A 16,330-nucleotide genomic window follows, 5' to 3' on the forward strand; every position below is an offset into this window, starting at 1 on the left:
GACGCGTTTCCGGGACCAACGGAGTCGGCCATGCGCAGGGAACCGATCACCACGCCCCGCCTCGACCTCCTCCCGCTCCAGGTCGAGCACGCGGAGGAGATGGCCGCGGTCCTGGACGACCCCGCCCTCCACACCTTCACCGGCGGCGCCCCCAGCTCCCCGGACACCCTTCGCACCCGTTACGCGCGCCTGGTCGCCGGCTCCCCCGACCCGGCCGTCTCCTGGCTCAACTGGGTGCTGCGGCTCCGGGACACCGGCCGTCTGACCGGCACCGTCCAGGCCACCGTCACCGGCCACGGCCGCACCGCCGAGATCGCCTGGGTGCTCGGTACCCCGTGGCAGCGCCGCGGCCTGGCGTCCGAGGCGGCGACGGGGCTCGTGGCGTGGCTGCGCGAGCATGGCGTCCGTACGGTCGTCGCCCATGTCCATCCCGACCACCTGGCCTCGGCCGCGGTGGCCCGGGCGGCCGGGCTGGTGCCGACGGAGGACACACAGGACGGCGAGCTGCGATGGCGGCTCGGCACACCGTAGGCCGCCGCCGGCCGCCCCCGTCACGTCACGCCGTGCGCCGGCAGGTCATGCCCCGGCACGTCACGTCACGAGGACGCCCGCTCCACCAGATCCGTCGCCAGCACCACCTGCCGCCGCTCCAGCCCCCGCGACACCGCGGGACGGCGGTCCGCGATCTCCGTGAGGAGGAGGTCCAGCATCCGCCGCCCCATCTCCTCGATCGGCTGGCGCACGCTCGTCAGGGGCGGGTCCATGTGGCGGGCGATGGCGGAGTCGTCGTAGCCGACCAGGGCCACGTCCTGCGGTATGCGGCGGCCCGCCTCGCGCAGCGCCTGGCGGGCGCCGGCCGCCATGACGTCCGAGCCGGCGAAGACCGCGTCGAGCGCGGGAGTACGGGCGAGCAGTGCCGTCATCGCGCGGTGACCGCCCTCCTCGGTGAAGTCACCGGGTTCGATGAGCCCCTCGTCCACCGCGTACCCGGCGTCCCGCAGGGCGTCGCGGTAGCCGTCGACGCGGCGCTGGGCGCCGTAGACGTCGAGGCGGCCGGTGATGTGGGCGATGCGGGTGCGGCCGCGGGCGAGGAGGTGCTCCACGGCCGAGCGGCCCCCGCCGTAGTTGTCGGAGTCCACCGAGGGAAGCGTCTCCCCGGCGGACCGCGGGCCGCTGATCACCGCCGGGATCTCCAGCTGGGCCAGGAGGTCGGGCAGGGGATCGTCCGCGTGGACGGACACCAGCAGGACGCCGTCCACCCGGTGCGCCGCCAGGTACTGGGCCAGCCGGCGGCGTTCGCGGTCGCTACCCGCGAAGATCAGCAGCAACTGCATCTCGGTGTCGGAGAGTTCGGCGCCCACCCCGCGCAGCATGTCGGAGAAGTACGGCTCGGCGAAGAACCGCGTCTCCGGCTCGGGGACGACGAGCGCGATCGCGTCCGTGCGATTGGCGGCGAGGGCGCGGGCGGCCGTGTTGGGCACGTAGCCGAGTTCCGCGACCGCCGCCTCCACGGCCGCGCGGGTCGCGTCGCTGACCCTCGGGGAGCCATTGATCACCCGGGAGACCGTGCCGCGGCCGACTCCGGCGCGGGCGGCCACCTCCTCGAGGGTGGGCCGACCGCCACTCCGCCCTCGCGCTCCGTGGCTTGCCATGGGCTCCGCCTTCCCGCCGTCGTCATCACGCTGGCCTGGAATCTAACAGTCCCGGCCCTCCGCCCCTCTCCTGGCCCAACGGTCGTTCTGTGCCGAACTGGGCGCAATGCGCATCACTCTCCGGGGTTAGCTAACAGCCGGATAACTGAACGCACCTCTCCGCGCTTCCGCCCTTGACACCCCCGCCCGAACCGACGACTCTTCAACACATCACCGGTGGGAGCGCTCCCACGGTACCTGACACATACACATCCCGCACGTTCCCCGCCCGAGCCGCAGCGAGAAACAAACGGGCCCAACCATGCAGTTGGCCGGGGGGTCGGCACGTCAGGGCAACAGGAGGACGCAATGCGAGCACGTACCCGAACCGCCCGCCGGGCGGTAGTCCTCGCGGCCGTCGCGTCGCTGGGCGCCGGGCTGCTGGCCGGCTGTGCCGACGACGGCGGCGACGACGCATCCGACGGTTCGTCGTCCGGCACGGGCAAAGGCAAGACCACGATCACGCTGGGTCTTTTCGGCACGATGGGCTTCAAGGAGGCCGGCCTCTACGCCGAGTACGAGAAGCTCCACCCGGAGATCAAGATCCAGGAGAACGTCACCGAGCGGAACGAGAACTACTACCCGGCGCTGATCAACCACCTCACCACCAACAGCGGCCTGATGGACGTCCAGGCCATCGAGGTGGGCAACATCGCCGAGGTCGTGGCCACGCAGGCGGCCAAGTTCGAGGACCTGTCCAAGGTTTCGGGCGTGAACAAGGGCAACTGGCTGGACTGGAAGTGGTCGCAGGGCACCACCAAGGACGGCCAGACGATCGGTCTGGGCACCGACATCGGCCCGATGGCCATCTGCTACCGCAAGGACCTCTTCGAGGCGGCCGGTCTGCCCACCGACCGCGCGGAGGTGGCCAAGCTGTGGGCCGGCGACTGGAACAAGTTCGTCGACGTGGGCGAGCAGTACAAGAAGAAGGCCAAGTCCGGCACCACCTTCATGGACTCCCCCGGCGGCCTGCTGAACGCGATCCTCAGCAGTGAGACGGAGAAGTTCTACGACTCCTCCGGCGAGATCATCTACAAGACGAACCCCGCCGTGAAGGACGCCTTCGACCTCACCGCGAAGGCCGCCGAGGAGGGGCTGGTCCAGGCCCAGACCCAGTTCCAGCCGACCTGGGACCAGACCATCGCCAACAGCAAGTTCGCCGCGATGGCCTGCCCGCCGTGGATGCTCGGCTACATCAAGGGCAAGTCGAAGGCCGACACGGCCGGCAAGTGGGACGTGGCCGTCGCGCCCAAGTCCGGCAACTGGGGCGGTTCCTTCCTGGGCGTGCCGAAGAGCGGCAAGCACGTGAAGGAGGCCGAGGCGTTCATCACCTGGCTGACCGCTCCCGAGCAGCAGGCGAAGCTGTTCAAGGTGCAGGGCTCCTTCCCGAGCGCGCCGAGCACGTACACCATGTCGGAGGTGACCTCCGCCAAGAACGAGATGACCGGTGACGCTCCGATCGGCACCATCTTCTCCGAGGCCGCCAAGGCCGCCCCGGTCCAGGTGATCGGCCCGAAGGACCAGATCATCCAGCAGGGTCTGACCGACAACGGCGTGATCCTCGTGACGAAGGGCAAGTCGCCGGAGGAGGCCTGGAAGACGGCGACGAAGACCATCGACAACAACCTGGACAAGTGACCCGTATGGCCACCCGCCACGACACCGCCGCGCCCCCCGTGAAGGAGGGGGGCGCGGCCCCGGGCCGCCCGCCCGCGGAAGCCACGGAGGCGGAGAAGCGGCACCGCGCCCGGCTCTCCCGCCGCTGGCAGCGGGACATCCGCTGGAGCCCGTACGCCTTCGTCTCGCCGTTCTTCCTGCTGTTCCTCGCCTTCGGCCTGTTCCCGCTGATCTACACGGGCTGGGCGTCGCTGCACCAGGTGGAGATGACCGCGCCCACCGACATGACCTGGGTGGGGCTGCGCAACTACACCCGCATCTTCGACGACGACTTCTTCTGGAACGCGGCGAAGAACACCCTGACCATCGGCATCATCTCGACCGTCCCGCAGCTGCTGATGGCCATGGGCCTCGCGCACATCCTCAACTACCGGCTGCGCGCCTCGACCTTCTACCGGGTCGCCATGCTCGCCCCGTACGCGACCTCGATCGCCGCCGCCTCCCTGGTGTTCGTGCTGCTCTTCGGCCGCGACTACGGCATGATCAACTGGGCGCTGCACTTCGTCGGCATCGACGCCGTCGACTGGCAGAACGACAAGTGGCCGTCCCAGATCGCGGTCTCCTCGATCATCATCTGGCGGTGGACCGGCTACAACGCGCTGATCTACCTGGCCGCGATGCAGGCGATCCCGTCGGACCTCTACGAGTCGGCGGCGCTGGACGGGGCCAACCGCTGGCAGCAGTTCTTCCATGTGACGCTGCCGTCGCTGCGGCCCACGATCCTCTTCACGGTCGTCGTCTCCACGATCGGCGCCAGCCAGGTGTTCGGCGAGCCGCTCCTGTTCGACGCGAACAAGGGCGCGTCGGGCGGCGCGGAGCACCAGTTCCAGACGCTCGGCCTGTACCTGTACGAGCAGGGCTGGGTGAACCAGCACCTGGGCCGTGCCTCGGCGATCGCCTGGACGATGTTCCTGATCCTGATCGTGGTCGGCATCGTCAACTACGTCATCTCGCGCCGGCTGCGCGCCAGTAGTTAGGAGTACCGGCCGTGACGACGACGACCCTGATCAAAGGCGAGCCCGAGGACGCCGTACCGGCGGCCCGCCGGGTGCGCCGACCGAAGTCCGCGCGGGCGGGCGGCCAGATGCACGGCGGCCCGGTCGCGTACGCCATCCTGATCCTGTTCACGATCGGCTCGCTGTTCCCGCTGGTGTGGACGGCGATCGCCGCCTCCCGCGACAACCAGCGGCTGGCGCAGACGCCCCCGCCGTTCTGGTTCGGCGCGAACCTCTTCGACAAGCTGGAGCTCGCCTGGACCGACGCCAACCTCGGCAAGGCCTTCGTCAACACGACGATCGTGGCCGGGACCTCGGCGGTGACGATCGTCTTCCTGTCGACGATCGCCGGCTTCGCCTTCGCCAAGCTGCGGTTCAAGGGCAAGGGCGCGCTGATGCTGATCGTGATCGGCACGATGATGGTGCCGCCGCAGCTGAGCGTCATCCCGCTGTACATGATGGTCGCCAAGCTGGAGTGGACCGACCAGCTGCAGGCGGTGATCCTGCCCTCGCTGGTGAGCGCGTTCGGTGTGTTCTTCATGCGGCAGTACCTCATCCAGGCGCTGCCCGACGAGATCATCGAGGCGGCCCGGGTGGACGGCGCGAGCAGCTGGCGCGTGGTGTGGCACGTGGTGTTCCCCGCGGCGCGCCCCGCGATGGCGGTGCTCGGCATGCTGATGTTCGTCCAGACGTGGAACGACTTCCTGTGGCCCTTCCTGGTCCTCAGCCAGACCGGCAACCCGACCGTGCAGGTCGCGATCGCGGGTCTGGGCCGCGGGTACACGCCCGACCAGTCTCTGATCATGGCGGGTGCGCTGCTGGGCACGCTGCCGCTGCTGGTGGTCTTCGCGATCTTCGGCAAGCAGATCGTGGGCGGCATCATGCAGGGCGCGGTGAAGGGCTGACGTCTCCCGCCCCGTGACTTCAGGGGGCCGGGTCACCGCCGCCCCGGCCCCTTTCGCACCCCCCACTCATCCCCCCAACCTCGTCGGTCGGTCTCGACGACCTCGACGACCATCCATGGGAGCGCTTCCATGCCCGAGTCCGTACAGCAGGCCGTCCCGGTGACCCCGGTGACCTTTCCTCCCGCCTTCCTCTGGGGCGCCGCGACCTCCGCGTACCAGATCGAGGGGGCGGTGCGGGAGGACGGCCGCACCCCCTCGATCTGGGACACCTTCAGCCATACGCCGGGCAAGACGGCCGGCGGCGAGCACGGTGACATCGCTGTCGACCACTACCACCGCTACCGCGAGGACGTCGCGCTGATGGCGGAGCTGGGCCTGTCGGCGTACCGCTTCTCGATCTCCTGGTCCCGGGTCCAGCCGACCGGCCGCGGTCCGGCGGTCCAGGTGGGCCTGGACTTCTACCGCCGGCTGGTCGACGAGCTGCTGGCGAAGGGCATCAAGCCCGCCGTCACCCTGTACCACTGGGACCTCCCGCAGGAGCTGGAGGACGCGGGCGGCTGGCCGGAGCGGGACACGGCGTACCGGTTCGCCGAGTACGCGCAGATCGTCGGGGAGGCGCTCGGCGACCGCGTGGAGAACTGGATCACGCTGAACGAGCCCTGGTGCAGCGCGTTCCTGGGGTACGCCTCGGGGGTGCACGCGCCGGGCCGTACGGAGCCGGTGGCCTCCCTGCGGGCCGCCCACCATCTGAACCTGGCGCACGGCCTCGGCACCACGGCGCTGAGGTCGGCGATGCCGGCCCGCAACACCGTGGCGATCAGCCTCAACTCCTCGGTGGTCCGCCCGCTCTCGCCGGGCGACCCGGCGGACCTGGCGGCGGTGCGGAAGATCGACGACCTCGCCAACGGCGTCTTCCACGGCCCGATCCTGCGGGGCGCGTACCCGGAGACCCTGCTCGCGGCGACGTCCTCGCTGACGGACTGGTCGTACGTCCTCGACGGCGACCTGCAGACGATCAACCAGCCGCTGGACGCGCTGGGCCTGAACTACTACACGCCGACGCTGGTGTCGGCGGCGGACGTGTCCGTGACGGGCCCGCGCTCCGACGGGCACGGCGCGAGCGACCACTCCCCGTGGCCGGGCGCCGACGACGTCGCCTTCCACCAGACCCCGGGCGACCGCACGGAGATGGGCTGGACGATCGACCCGTCGGGCCTGCACGAGCTGATCATGCGCTACACGCGGGAGGCGCCGGGCCTGCCGCTCTACATCACCGAGAACGGCGCGGCCTACGACGACAAGCCCGACTCCGACGGCCGGGTCCACGACCCCGAGCGGGTCGCCTATCTGCACGGCCACCTCTCGGCGGTGCGCCGCGCGATCGCCGACGGCGCGGACGTACGGGGCTACTACCTGTGGTCCCTGCTGGACAACTTCGAGTGGGCGTACGGCTACGGCAAGCGGTTCGGGGCGGTGTACGTGGACTACGCGACGCTGACCCGCACGCCGAAGTCGAGCGCGCACTGGTACGGCGAGGCGGCCCGCACGGGCACACTGCCGTCGACCGAGACCGCCTGACCCGGGGGGGAAGGGGAGGGGCGCGGCAGGCTGAGGGGGCCTGCCGCGCCCCGGCGTGTCCGGGACGCGGTCGGTCCTCCCGCGTCAGCGGAGCACGGTCAGCGTCACCACGGCCGCGAGGGCGGCGAGCGCGAAGGCCGCCCACGCCAGGGCCGTCAGGCGCTGTCTGCTGGGGCGGCCGATGACCTCGATCCCGCCGGTGAGGTCGGGGAAGGCGTAGTAGACACGGTCCGGGTCACTGGTGAGTTCGACGCGGGCGAGAGGGAGGTGGCGCAGCGTCACACGGCGGGCGACCTCCCCCTCCTCGACCGCGAGGAGGGGCGCGGCCCGCTCGAGGTGGACGTCCTCCAGGAAGTCCGGGAGGGCGGCGTCGGCGCCGGTCAGCTCCGCGGTGCGCCACAGCCCTTTCTTCAGCTTGCTGAACGGCGGGTACACCGGCGGGATCTCGTCGACGGAGGGGGTGTGGGTCACGACGCCCTCGGTCCACACGGTGAAGCGACCGGTGCCGCCGCACTCCTCGTGCCTCAGGCGTTTCGCGCCCTTGCACGCGCCGCACCCGGCGACCCCGGTCCCCTTGCAGACGGTGCAGGTGATCTGCCGTTCCCCCAGGCACTTCGGGCAGGCCACGTCCGGTCGCCGGCAGCGTTTGCAGGCGGCCCGTTCCCGGCCGTCCTCGGGGCGGGCGCGGGTCGTCCGGGGGCGGCGGGTGCGCGGATGGCCCGTACCGTCGCACTCCCAGCACGCGTCGGGGCCGCCGTGGCACGCGTCGCACTCGATGTGACGGGGGCAGGCACGGCCGCCCCGGCCGGCGCAGGCCGCGCAGTCCTTCCTGCCGTCCACGCAGTCACCGCACGGCTCCTCCGTGAGGGAATCCTCCCGGACGAGCTCCAGCCGCCGGGGGGTCGCCGGATCGGCGGGCGGCTTCACCGGGTACGCGCCGAGATCGGTGTACGTCGGCCGGTTCGCCAGGCCGCTCGGCCGGCCCTTGACCCGCCGCCCGCGCTCCACCCGCCGCTCGATCGACCGCACGATCCGGCACGCGAACACCGACTGCCAGGACAGCGCCGCGCCGCCCGGCACGGTGAGCCGGGTGGTGACGCCGGGCCGGGACACGCGCCGTTCGACGGCCCGGAGCACCTCTTCGTCGGACGGCGCCGTGGCCAACGCAGCTCCCCCCTCGCCGACGGGTGACACACGTGGGAAGAGCAGGGTAGGAGGCCCCCCGGCCGACGACAAGGGGGCCTCGGTCCGCCTACCGGCCGCGCGGCTCCCGGACGACCGCGACGCCGCCCGGGGGCACCGGGACCGAGCCGTCCGCCACCGGTGTGCCGCCGAGGAGTTCCACCGCCTGGTCGGCGACGGCGACCTGCGCTCCCGCCCCGCCGTGGTCGATCAGGAAGAGGTAGTCGGCGTCGGCGCCCCGCCGCCGCACCGCCTCGACACCCGGCGGCAGCACGGCGTCCACCACCGGCCGCACGCCCGACTCGGCCCTGATCCGGTCCAGCAGCGCGGCCAGGGTCTCCGGGTCCGGCAGGGTGGCCACGTACCAGGCGGTGCCCGTGCCGTAGCCGTGACGGGTGATCGCCGGGCCGCCCGCCAGGGGGCCCTCGGTGTACGAGGACACGACCTGCGCACCGGCCGGCCGGACCCGCTCCGACCACAGCGAACCGCTGCCGCCGGCGTCCAGGCCGACCGTCTCGCCGGGCAGCAGCGGGAACAGCTCGTCCGTCCGCACGCCCAGCGCCTCCCGGAACGCGCCCGGGTAACCCCCCAGCCGCACATGGCAGTTCTCGTCCACCGCCCCGCTGTGGAAGCCCACCGCCAGCGTGCCGCCGCGCTCGGCGAAACCGGTGAGGTTCGCCGCTCCCGCGTCGTCCACCAGGTACAGGCTCGGGGCCAGGACCAGGCGGTACGCCGACAGGTCCGCGTCCGGGCGTACGAAGTCCACGGCGACGCCCGCCCGCCACAGCGGCTCGTACCAGGAGCGGACGAGCTCCAGGTACCGCACCCGCTCGCTGGGCTGCGAGGGCATCTCCAGCGCCCACTTCGCGTCCCAGTCCCACACGATCGCCGTCTCGGCGGTGCCCGTGCTGCCGCGCACCTCGGCCAGGGCCCGCAGGTCCGCGCCCAGCGCCACCACGTCCCGCCAGATCGCGCTGTCGGTGCCCGCGTGCGGCAGCATCGCCGAGTGCCACTGCTCGGCGCCCGCCTTCGCCGCCCGCCACTGGAAGTACGCGATGCCGTCGGCGCCGCGCGCCACATGGGCGAGCGCGTTGCGCCGCAACTCGCCCGGTGTCTTCGCCCGGTTGACGGGCTGCCAGTTCACCGCGCCCGTCGAGTGCTCCATCAGCAGCCAGGGGCCGCCGGCGAGGGAGCGCACGAGGTCACCGCTCATCGCGATGTCGATCTCCGACTCCGGGTCGGTCGACCGCAGGTAGTGGTCGTTCGAGACGATGTCCAGCTCCGGCGCCCAGCGCCAGTAGTCCAGCGCGTCGAAGTTGTACATCACCATGAAGTTGGTCGTGGCCGGGACGGCCGGTGCCGCCTCCGCCAGGATCTCCCGCTCGGCCTTGTACAGCGACAGCAGCTCGTCGCTGCAGAAGCGGCGCCAGTCCAGCCGGTGGGTCGGGTTCGGCACCGCGCCCGTGGCGCGCGGCGGGACGATCTCGTCCCAGTCGTAGTACCACTGGCTCCAGAAGGTGGTGCCCCAGGCGTCGTTGAGCGCCGCCAGGTCGTCGCCGTACCTGGCCCGCAGCCAGCGGCGGAACGCCTCCGCGCTGGTGTCGCAGTGGCACTCCGCGTTGTGGCAGCCGTACTCGTTGTGGATGTGCCACATGACGACGGCGGGATGGCCGGCGTAGCGCTCGCCGAGCGCGCGGACGATCCGCAGGACGGCCTCGCGGTAGGCGGGGCTCGACGGGCAGAACGTCTGCCGGCTGCCGTACGACAGTCCGCGGCCGTCCCGGTCCACCGGCAGTGCCTCGGGGTGGGCCTTGAAGAACCAGGCCGGCGGGGCCGCCGTCGGGGTGGCCAGGTCTGCGGCGATGCCGTGGGCGTACAGCATGTCGAGGATGCGGTCGAGGCGCGAGAAGTCGTACTCGCCCTCGGCGGGCTCCAGCAGCGCCCAGGAGAAGATGTTGACGCTGACCATGTTCACCCCGGCCTCGGCCATGAGGCGCACGTCCTCGGCCCAGACCTCCTCGGGCCACTGCTCGGGGTTGTAGTCACCGCCGTACGCGATACCGGGGACCTTCAGCGCGCGCTCCATCACTCGCCTCCCGACAGCAGACGGCGCGTGGTGTCCACGCCCCACAGGTCCAGGGAGAGCAGCCGGTCGCTGGACGCCATCAGGCCGCCCGTCGCCTCCACGTGCGCCGCCCACCGCTCCCGGGTCTCCACCGCCGGACGGGCCATCAGGCAGTCGGGGTCGTTGATCCAGAGACGGCCGTGCTGCCACTGGCGGGCGGCACCGGTGAACTCGGCGGCGTCCTGGCCGGGCCGGCTGTGATCGCCGGCCTCGGGGCGGCGGTGCGGTGCCGTGTCGGGGCTGACCCGCATGGCGTCGAACAGGCCGAGCGAGGGGAGGATCGGGGCGCCGCAGCCCAGGAGGTAGGAGTCCGGGCCGATGGCCTCCCGGATCAGCGCGATGCCCTCGCGGTACGCGGTGAGCGCGTCGACGGACGCGTGCCGTACGCCGTCCAGCGCGCCCGCGTAGAGGAAGTCGACCTTGAAGTAGTCGTAGCCCTCGGCGCGCAGGGTGCGGAAGACGTCCGTCAGGTACGCCGCCGCCCCGGGGTGGGTGGTGTCGAGGACGCGCAGGTCGTGACCCCAGTTGCGGCCGGCGTGCGCGAAGCCGCCGTCGGCCGAGCGGACCAGCCAGTCGGGGTGTCCGGCGGCGAGTTCGCTGCCCGGGTCGACCAGGAAGGGTGCCGTCCAGATGCCGGCGCGGCGGCCCCGGGCGCGGATGGCGTCCGCGATCTGCTTCCGGGAGCGGAAGCGGCCCGAGAGGGTGAGCCAGTCGCCGAGCGCCTTCTGGTGGCCGTCGTCGATCTGGACCACGTCGACGGGCAGGTCGAGGGTGTCCATCGCGCGGAGGTTCTCGTGGATGTCGTCCTCGGTGACCTCGGTGAAGTACTCGTACCAGGAGCACCAGACGGTGGGCGCCGGGCGGGGGGCCGCGAGGCCGAGACCGGTGGCCCAGTCGGCGAGCAGCGCCTGGATGTCCGTGCCCGTGTACTCCTTCACCGGGCCGTCGGCGCTGATCTCCGCCACCGGTCCGGCCGGCACGAGGCGGATCGACGGCACCGCGCGCACCGGGTCCGGGGCGGCCCACAGGCGGACCGGTGAGCCGTCGCCGGGGTCGAGGGCGAGCAGGCCCTCCCCCTGGAAGACCCCGGCGGGCACGGTGACGCCGGGGCGGTAGCAGACGGTCGCCCGGTTGGCGTCGGCCGGGCGGTGGGGGCGCGCGTCGAGGGCGTACGCGCCGCTCGGGCTCCAGGACTGCCAGCCTTCCTCGTGGACACGGGCACGCCGCGGGTCCACGGGGACGGAGGCCACCGGGGTGAAGGGGTGGTGCACGGGGGTCTCTTTCGCGAAGGGGGGCGTCAGCCCTTGTTGGCGCCGAGGGTGAGGCCGCTGACGAACTGGCGCTGGAGCGCGAAGTACACGATCAGGGTGGGGATCGCGGTGAGCAGGGCACCGGCGGCGACCAGGTTGGGGTCGGTGAAGTACTGACCGGAGAGGTTGTTGAGGGCCGAGGTGATCGGCATGTTCTCGCCGGTGGAGATCAGCACGATCGCCCAGAAGAAGTCGTTGTAGATCCAGATGGACAGCAGCGTCGCCAGGGCGGCCATCGCCGGCTTGCACAGCGGCAGCACGATCTGCCAGTACAGGCGCCACACGGAGGCGCCGTCGACGAGGGCGGCCTCGGTCAGCTCGTGCGGGAGCATGCGCATGTAGTTGCTCAGCACGAAGGCGCAGAAGCCGGACTGGAACGCCACGTGGATGAGGACCAGGCCGAGCGCGGAGTCGTAGAGCTTGCCGCTCATGGTGATGCCGGGCAGGTCGATGAGCAGGTACATGCGGTACAGCGGGGTGATGATCACCTGCTGCGGGAGGAGGTTGCCGGCCGTGAAGACCAGCAGCAGGAAGAGGTTGACCCGGAAGTCGAAGCGGCTGACGTAGAAGGCGACCATCGACGACAGCAGCAGCGTCAGCAGCACCGCCGGGACCGCGATGAGCAGCGTGTTCCCGAAGTAGTGCAGCATGTCGGACTGCTGGAAGGCGTTGGTGAAGTTGTCCGGGCTCAGCTTGTCGGGCCAGGAGACGTAGCCCTTCTCGCTGGTCTCGGCGTAGGGGCGCAGGGCCGCGAACAGCGCCCACAGCAGCGGGGCCAGCCAGGCCAGGGCCGTCACGACGAGGAAGGCGTGCAGCAGGATCCGGGCGGGGCGCACGGGCGTGCGCTTGGTCAGGGTCACGGTGGTGCTCATGCGCTCCGCTCCTTCCGGAAGGTCGAGATCAGGTAGGGGATGATCACGGCGAGGGAGATCACCAGCAGGACCACGGCGATCGCGGAGCCGTATCCGATGCGGCTGGACTCGCCGATGATGTTGTTGGTGACCAGGATCGAGAGCAGTTCGGTGCCCTGGGCGCCCTTGTTGAAGACGAAGACGAGGTCGAAGGCGCGCAGCGCCTCGATGATCGTCACCACGAGCACCACGGTGTTCGTGGGGCGCAGGGTCGGGAAGATGACGTTCTTGAACGTCTGCCACTCGTTGGCGCCGTCCAGCGAGGAGGCCTCGCGCAGGGACGGGTCGACGCCCTTCAGGCCGGCCAGGTAGAGGATCATCATGTAGCCGGTGTGCCGCCAGCAGGCGGCGACCAGGACGGCCCACAGGTTGAGGTTCGGGTCGCCGATCCAGTCGATGTAGTGGCCGGGCTGGTTGGCCCCGATGATGCTGTTGATCAGGCCGGTGTCGGGGTTGTAGACCAGCTGCCAGACGAACCCGGTGACCGCCAGCGAGACCACGACGGGCAGGAAGAACGCGGTCTGGTAGACGCGGCTGAAGCGGATCTTCTTGTCCAGCTGGACGGCGAGGAAGAGCCCGAGCGGGGTCGGGATCAGGATCAGCACGACGAACCAGACGACGTTGTGCTGGACGGCGGGCCAGAACTGCGGGTTGTTGGTGAACAGCTCCTTGAAGTTGTCCAGCCCCACCCACGTGATGGAGTCGAAGCCGATGCCGTCCCAGGTGGTGAAGGCAAGGGCGATGGAGGCGAGGGCCGTGACCCAGACGAGGGTCACGTGCAGGATCGTCGGCACGCCGGCCATCAGGCCGAGCGTGAGCCGGTCGCGGCGGGTCAGCAGGCGCCGGTGGCCCTGCGCGACCCGCTTCTTCGGGGATGCGGCGCCCGGAGGCGGCACGGCGGCCGCCTCCCGGGTCTTCGTGGTGTCGATGCTCATGTCGCTGGAAGGACCCTCGCTCACGAGGACGCGAAGATCGTCTTCTTCTGGCGCTCGATCGAGGTGAGCAGGCTGTCGATCCCCTTGGGGTCGCGGACGAACTTCTGCAGGGCCGGCTGCATCACCGTGGAGGTGAAGTCCGGGCGGCTGTCGCGGTCCATGAACTGCGTGAGGCTCTTCGCCCCGCTGATCATGTCGTACGCCTTCTTCTGCAGGGCGGTGTACGAGGAGGTGTCGGCCTTGCTGGAGGCGGCGACGACGCTGGAGTCGGCCTTGAGGTAGATCGACTCGGCCTCCGGGGTGCCCAGGTACTCCAGGAGCTTGGCGACGCCCTCCTTGTTCTTCGGGCTCTTGCTGACCATGAAGCCGTCGGTGGGCGCCTCGACGGTGTCCTGGCCGAACTCCGAGTTGATCTCCGGGAAGGCGAAGAAGTCGAGGTCGTCCAGGTCGGCCTTGTTCGTGAACTGCTGCGCCACGAAGGAGCCCAGCAGGTACATGCCCGCCTTCTTCGACACCAGCGTCTGGGCGGCGTCCTGCCAGGTGCGGCCGAGCGAGCCCTCCTGGTGGTACGGCAGCAGCTCGGCCCAGTGGTCGAAGGCGGCCTTCACCTTGGCGTCGGTCCAGGAGGCCTTGCCCGCCATCAGCTCGACGTGGAAGTCGTAGCCGTTGAGCCGGAAGTTGATCTGGTCGAAGGTGCCCATCGCCGGCCAGGCGTCCTTGTCGCCGAACGCGATCGGGGTGAGCCCGTCCTTCTTCATCTGCTTGCACAGGGCGACGAGCTGGTCCCAGGTGGTGGGGACGGTGTAGCCGTGCTGCTCGAAGACGCTCTTGCGGTAGAAGAGCGCCCAGGGGTACGTGTACAGCGGCACGAAGTAGTACTTGCCGTCCGCGCCCTTGCTGAGCTTCTTCATCGCGTCGGGGAAGTTGTCCCCGATCTTCGCCCACACGTCGTCGACGGCGCTGGTGAGGCCCTTGGCCGCGAAGAACTGCATGCGGTAGCCGGCGAACCAGTTGAACACGTCGTCCGGGGTGCCCTGGAGGTAGGAGTTGATCTGCTCCTGGAACGTGTTGTGGTCCTTGGTGTTCACGTCGACCGTGATCCCCGACTGCTTCTTGAAGGCCGCGTAGATCTCGGCGAAGGCCTTCTTCGGGACCGCGTCGGACGCGTTGGAGCCGAGGGTGACGGTCTTCGGGTCGGAGGAGGTGCCGCTGCCGCCACAGGCGGACAGCAGCGGTATGCCGGCGCCGAGGACGGCCGCGCCGCCTATGCCGCGCAGGAGGGTGCGGCGGCTCGGGGAGGGGAGGGCGAGGCGGCCGGAGGGGGAGAGGTCGTGCATGTGCGGCTCCTGACAGCAAGGTTCGGCCATGAGGGCTGGCTGAAGACTTCCGGTCTTAATCGACCAGAAATCAACTTGACCGAACATCGGGTGGCGCAATAACAGCCGTATGTCCGGTCATGCGTCAAGAGCCGTCGGCTTCATTTGTCGAAACGTAATCGACACACCTTGATCGTCCGATTGATCACCTACGGCCGTCTTCCTTGATCACTTGAGGGCCGCGAACGCCTTCGAGAACGCGGAGTCGTCCTGGACGATCGAGCTGCAGGTGGCGTCGGCCTGGTTCTTGGCCCCGCCGGGGCACTGCCTGTCCCGCGTCGCCGACCACATCGACAGCCACGCGAGCCCCTTCGACTTCGCGAAGGCGACGAGCTGAGTGGCGTCCTCGACCTTGAAGACCTCGGAGGCGACGTCGTTCACCCCGATCATGGGGGTGACCGCGACCGCCTTCCAGGCAGCGCTGTCACTCAGCCCGAACACGCTCTTGACCTGTGCCTGCGTCGCGGTGGCCGCCTGTTCGGCATATGTGCCCATATCGCCGCTGTAAGCCGGACCGTAGTCCATGGCCATCACATTCACAGTGGCGACCTTCACACCGTTGGCCTTTGCGGCGGAGAGCAAACTCACTCCGTCCTGGGTCAGGCCCTCGGGCATGACGGGGAGTGTGAAGGAGACGTCCAGCCCCGGGTGCTGCTGCTGGAGCTTGGCGACGGCCTGCGCCCGGCGTGTGTTCGCCGCGGCGTTCGGCAGCGCCCCGCCCTCGACGTCGAAGTCGACCTTGGTGAGCCGGTAGGCGTCCACGACCTTCCCGTACGCCGCCGCCAGCGCGTCGGCCGAGGAGCAGGTGGTGGCCAGCTCCGAGCCGCTGGCGCCGCCGAAGGAGACGCGGACGTCGCCGCCCTTGGCCCGGAGCGCGCCGATCTGCGACGCCACCCCGTCGGACGCGAGGTCGGTCACCCCGCCCCACTTCGGCGTACAGCCGCCGCCGTCGGTCACGAAGGCCAGGTTGTAGTCCTTGACGCCGGTCGCGGCGGCGCTCGCGAGGAGGTCGAAGGCGGGGTAGAGGGAGGTGTCGACGTAGGGCGCGAAGCCGGCGGAGGCGGTGGTGCCCGTGCCGGGCCCGGCGCTGGTGCTGGTGCTGGGGCTGGGGTCGGCGCTCGTGCTCGTGCCCGGCGCGGGAGAGGCGGTGACCGTCCCGCCGGGCGTGGGCGTCGCGGGCCGCGTGGGCCGCCCGCTCGGCTCGGGCGTGGCCCCCTGGTCCGCCGAGCACGCGGCCCCGTCGACCCGACAACCCACCGGATCCCCGGCCCCGTCGACCACGAAGCCGACGGTGACCGACTCCCCCGCGGCCAGGCCGTCGGTGTCCCACTTCGGCGGGGTCACCGTGACGTGCCGGCCGCTCACCCGTGACTCGCCGTTCCAGAGAGAGCCGAGCCCGGAGCCCGACGGCAGATCGAACTCCAGCTTCCAGTCCGCCTTCGCCCGGCCGCTGTTGTTGGTGACGACGTACTGCGCGGTGTACCCCGTGGACCAGTCGCTGGTCCGGGTGTACGCGGCGCCGACCCCGGCCGCCTGCGCGGTCCCGGTGACGAGGACGGCCCCGCCGCCCACGACGGCCGCGGCGACGGCACCCCCGATGACCTTGTTCCTGCCACTGATCTTGCGCCGATGCGTGCTCATGACG

Annotated in this window: 13 protein-coding genes; 5 read left to right on the forward strand and 8 right to left on the reverse strand. The window is 70.7% G+C overall.

Annotated elements, in window-relative coordinates:
* The first annotated feature begins 30 nt into the window (after nucleotides 1–30).
* The gene (locus tag ACFY2L_RS06025) at nucleotides 31–531 is read left to right on the forward strand and encodes a GNAT family N-acetyltransferase (RefSeq protein ID WP_390821595.1); all 501 of its coding nucleotides are present in this window, start codon (nucleotides 31–33) and stop codon (nucleotides 529–531) included.
* A 65-nt stretch (nucleotides 532–596) separates the two neighbouring features.
* Here ACFY2L_RS06025 and ACFY2L_RS06030 read toward each other — a convergent pair whose 3' ends face one another.
* On the reverse strand, nucleotides 597–1,652 hold the full coding sequence (locus tag ACFY2L_RS06030; protein ID WP_390660097.1) for a LacI family DNA-binding transcriptional regulator: 1,056 nt from the start codon (nucleotides 1,650–1,652) through the stop codon (nucleotides 597–599).
* Nucleotides 1,653–2,000: 348 nt separating this feature from the next.
* On the opposite strand from ACFY2L_RS06030, the gene ACFY2L_RS06035 reads away from it, so the two are divergent.
* The 4 genes from ACFY2L_RS06035 (at nucleotide 2,001) to ACFY2L_RS06050 (ending at nucleotide 6,846) form a co-directional block, all read left to right on the forward strand.
* Nucleotides 2,001–3,329 carry an ABC transporter substrate-binding protein gene (locus tag ACFY2L_RS06035; protein WP_390660098.1) on the forward strand — a complete coding sequence of 443 codons (1,329 nt, stop codon included), beginning with the start codon at nucleotides 2,001–2,003 and terminating at the stop codon, nucleotides 3,327–3,329.
* Between the two features lie 5 nt (nucleotides 3,330–3,334).
* Nucleotides 3,335–4,345, forward strand: coding sequence for a carbohydrate ABC transporter permease (locus tag ACFY2L_RS06040; RefSeq protein WP_390660279.1), 1,011 nt, complete (start codon nucleotides 3,335–3,337; stop codon nucleotides 4,343–4,345).
* An 11-nt stretch (nucleotides 4,346–4,356) separates the two neighbouring features.
* Nucleotides 4,357–5,268, forward strand: coding sequence for a carbohydrate ABC transporter permease (locus ACFY2L_RS06045; protein ID WP_390660099.1), 912 nt, complete (start codon nucleotides 4,357–4,359; stop codon nucleotides 5,266–5,268).
* A gap of 129 nt (nucleotides 5,269–5,397) precedes the next feature.
* Nucleotides 5,398–6,846 carry a GH1 family beta-glucosidase gene (locus ACFY2L_RS06050; protein ID WP_390660100.1) on the forward strand — a complete coding sequence of 483 codons (1,449 nt, stop codon included), beginning with the start codon at nucleotides 5,398–5,400 and terminating at the stop codon, nucleotides 6,844–6,846.
* A gap of 84 nt (nucleotides 6,847–6,930) precedes the next feature.
* Here the strand turns inward: ACFY2L_RS06050 and ACFY2L_RS06055 are convergent, their stop codons facing one another.
* From ACFY2L_RS06055 to ACFY2L_RS06085, 7 genes are all read right to left on the reverse strand, one after another.
* Nucleotides 6,931–8,010: a hypothetical protein gene (locus ACFY2L_RS06055; RefSeq protein WP_390660101.1), complete on the reverse strand. Its 1,080-nt coding sequence runs from the start codon at nucleotides 8,008–8,010 to the stop codon at nucleotides 6,931–6,933.
* Nucleotides 8,011–8,098: 88 nt separating this feature from the next.
* Nucleotides 8,099–10,114, reverse strand: a complete 2,016-nt coding sequence (locus tag ACFY2L_RS06060) for a beta-galactosidase (protein ID WP_390821596.1) — start codon at nucleotides 10,112–10,114, stop codon at nucleotides 8,099–8,101.
* Nucleotides 10,114–11,424, reverse strand: coding sequence for a glycoside hydrolase family 36 protein (locus ACFY2L_RS06065; RefSeq protein ID WP_390660103.1), 1,311 nt, complete (start codon nucleotides 11,422–11,424; stop codon nucleotides 10,114–10,116). The genes ACFY2L_RS06060 and ACFY2L_RS06065 overlap by 1 nt, the downstream gene beginning before the upstream one ends.
* 26 nt (nucleotides 11,425–11,450) lie before the next feature.
* Nucleotides 11,451–12,335 carry a carbohydrate ABC transporter permease gene (locus tag ACFY2L_RS06070; protein WP_390660104.1) on the reverse strand — a complete coding sequence of 295 codons (885 nt, stop codon included), beginning with the start codon at nucleotides 12,333–12,335 and terminating at the stop codon, nucleotides 11,451–11,453.
* The gene (locus ACFY2L_RS06075; protein ID WP_390660105.1) at nucleotides 12,332–13,309 is read right to left on the reverse strand and encodes a carbohydrate ABC transporter permease; all 978 of its coding nucleotides are present in this window, start codon (nucleotides 13,307–13,309) and stop codon (nucleotides 12,332–12,334) included. Before ACFY2L_RS06075 ends, ACFY2L_RS06070 begins: the two co-directional genes overlap by 4 nt.
* A 20-nt stretch (nucleotides 13,310–13,329) precedes the next feature.
* Nucleotides 13,330–14,646, reverse strand: coding sequence for an ABC transporter substrate-binding protein (locus ACFY2L_RS06080; protein ID WP_390660106.1), 1,317 nt, complete (start codon nucleotides 14,644–14,646; stop codon nucleotides 13,330–13,332).
* A gap of 207 nt (nucleotides 14,647–14,853) precedes the next feature.
* Nucleotides 14,854–16,326 (reverse strand): cellulose binding domain-containing protein, encoded by a 1,473-nt coding sequence (locus ACFY2L_RS06085; protein ID WP_390821597.1) that lies wholly within the window; start codon nucleotides 16,324–16,326, stop codon nucleotides 14,854–14,856.
* Between the last annotated feature and the right edge of the window lie 4 nt (nucleotides 16,327–16,330).

The sequence above is a fragment of the Streptomyces sp. NPDC001381 genome (genome assembly GCF_042895685.1).
GTDB lineage: Bacteria > Actinomycetota > Actinomycetes > Streptomycetales > Streptomycetaceae > Streptomyces.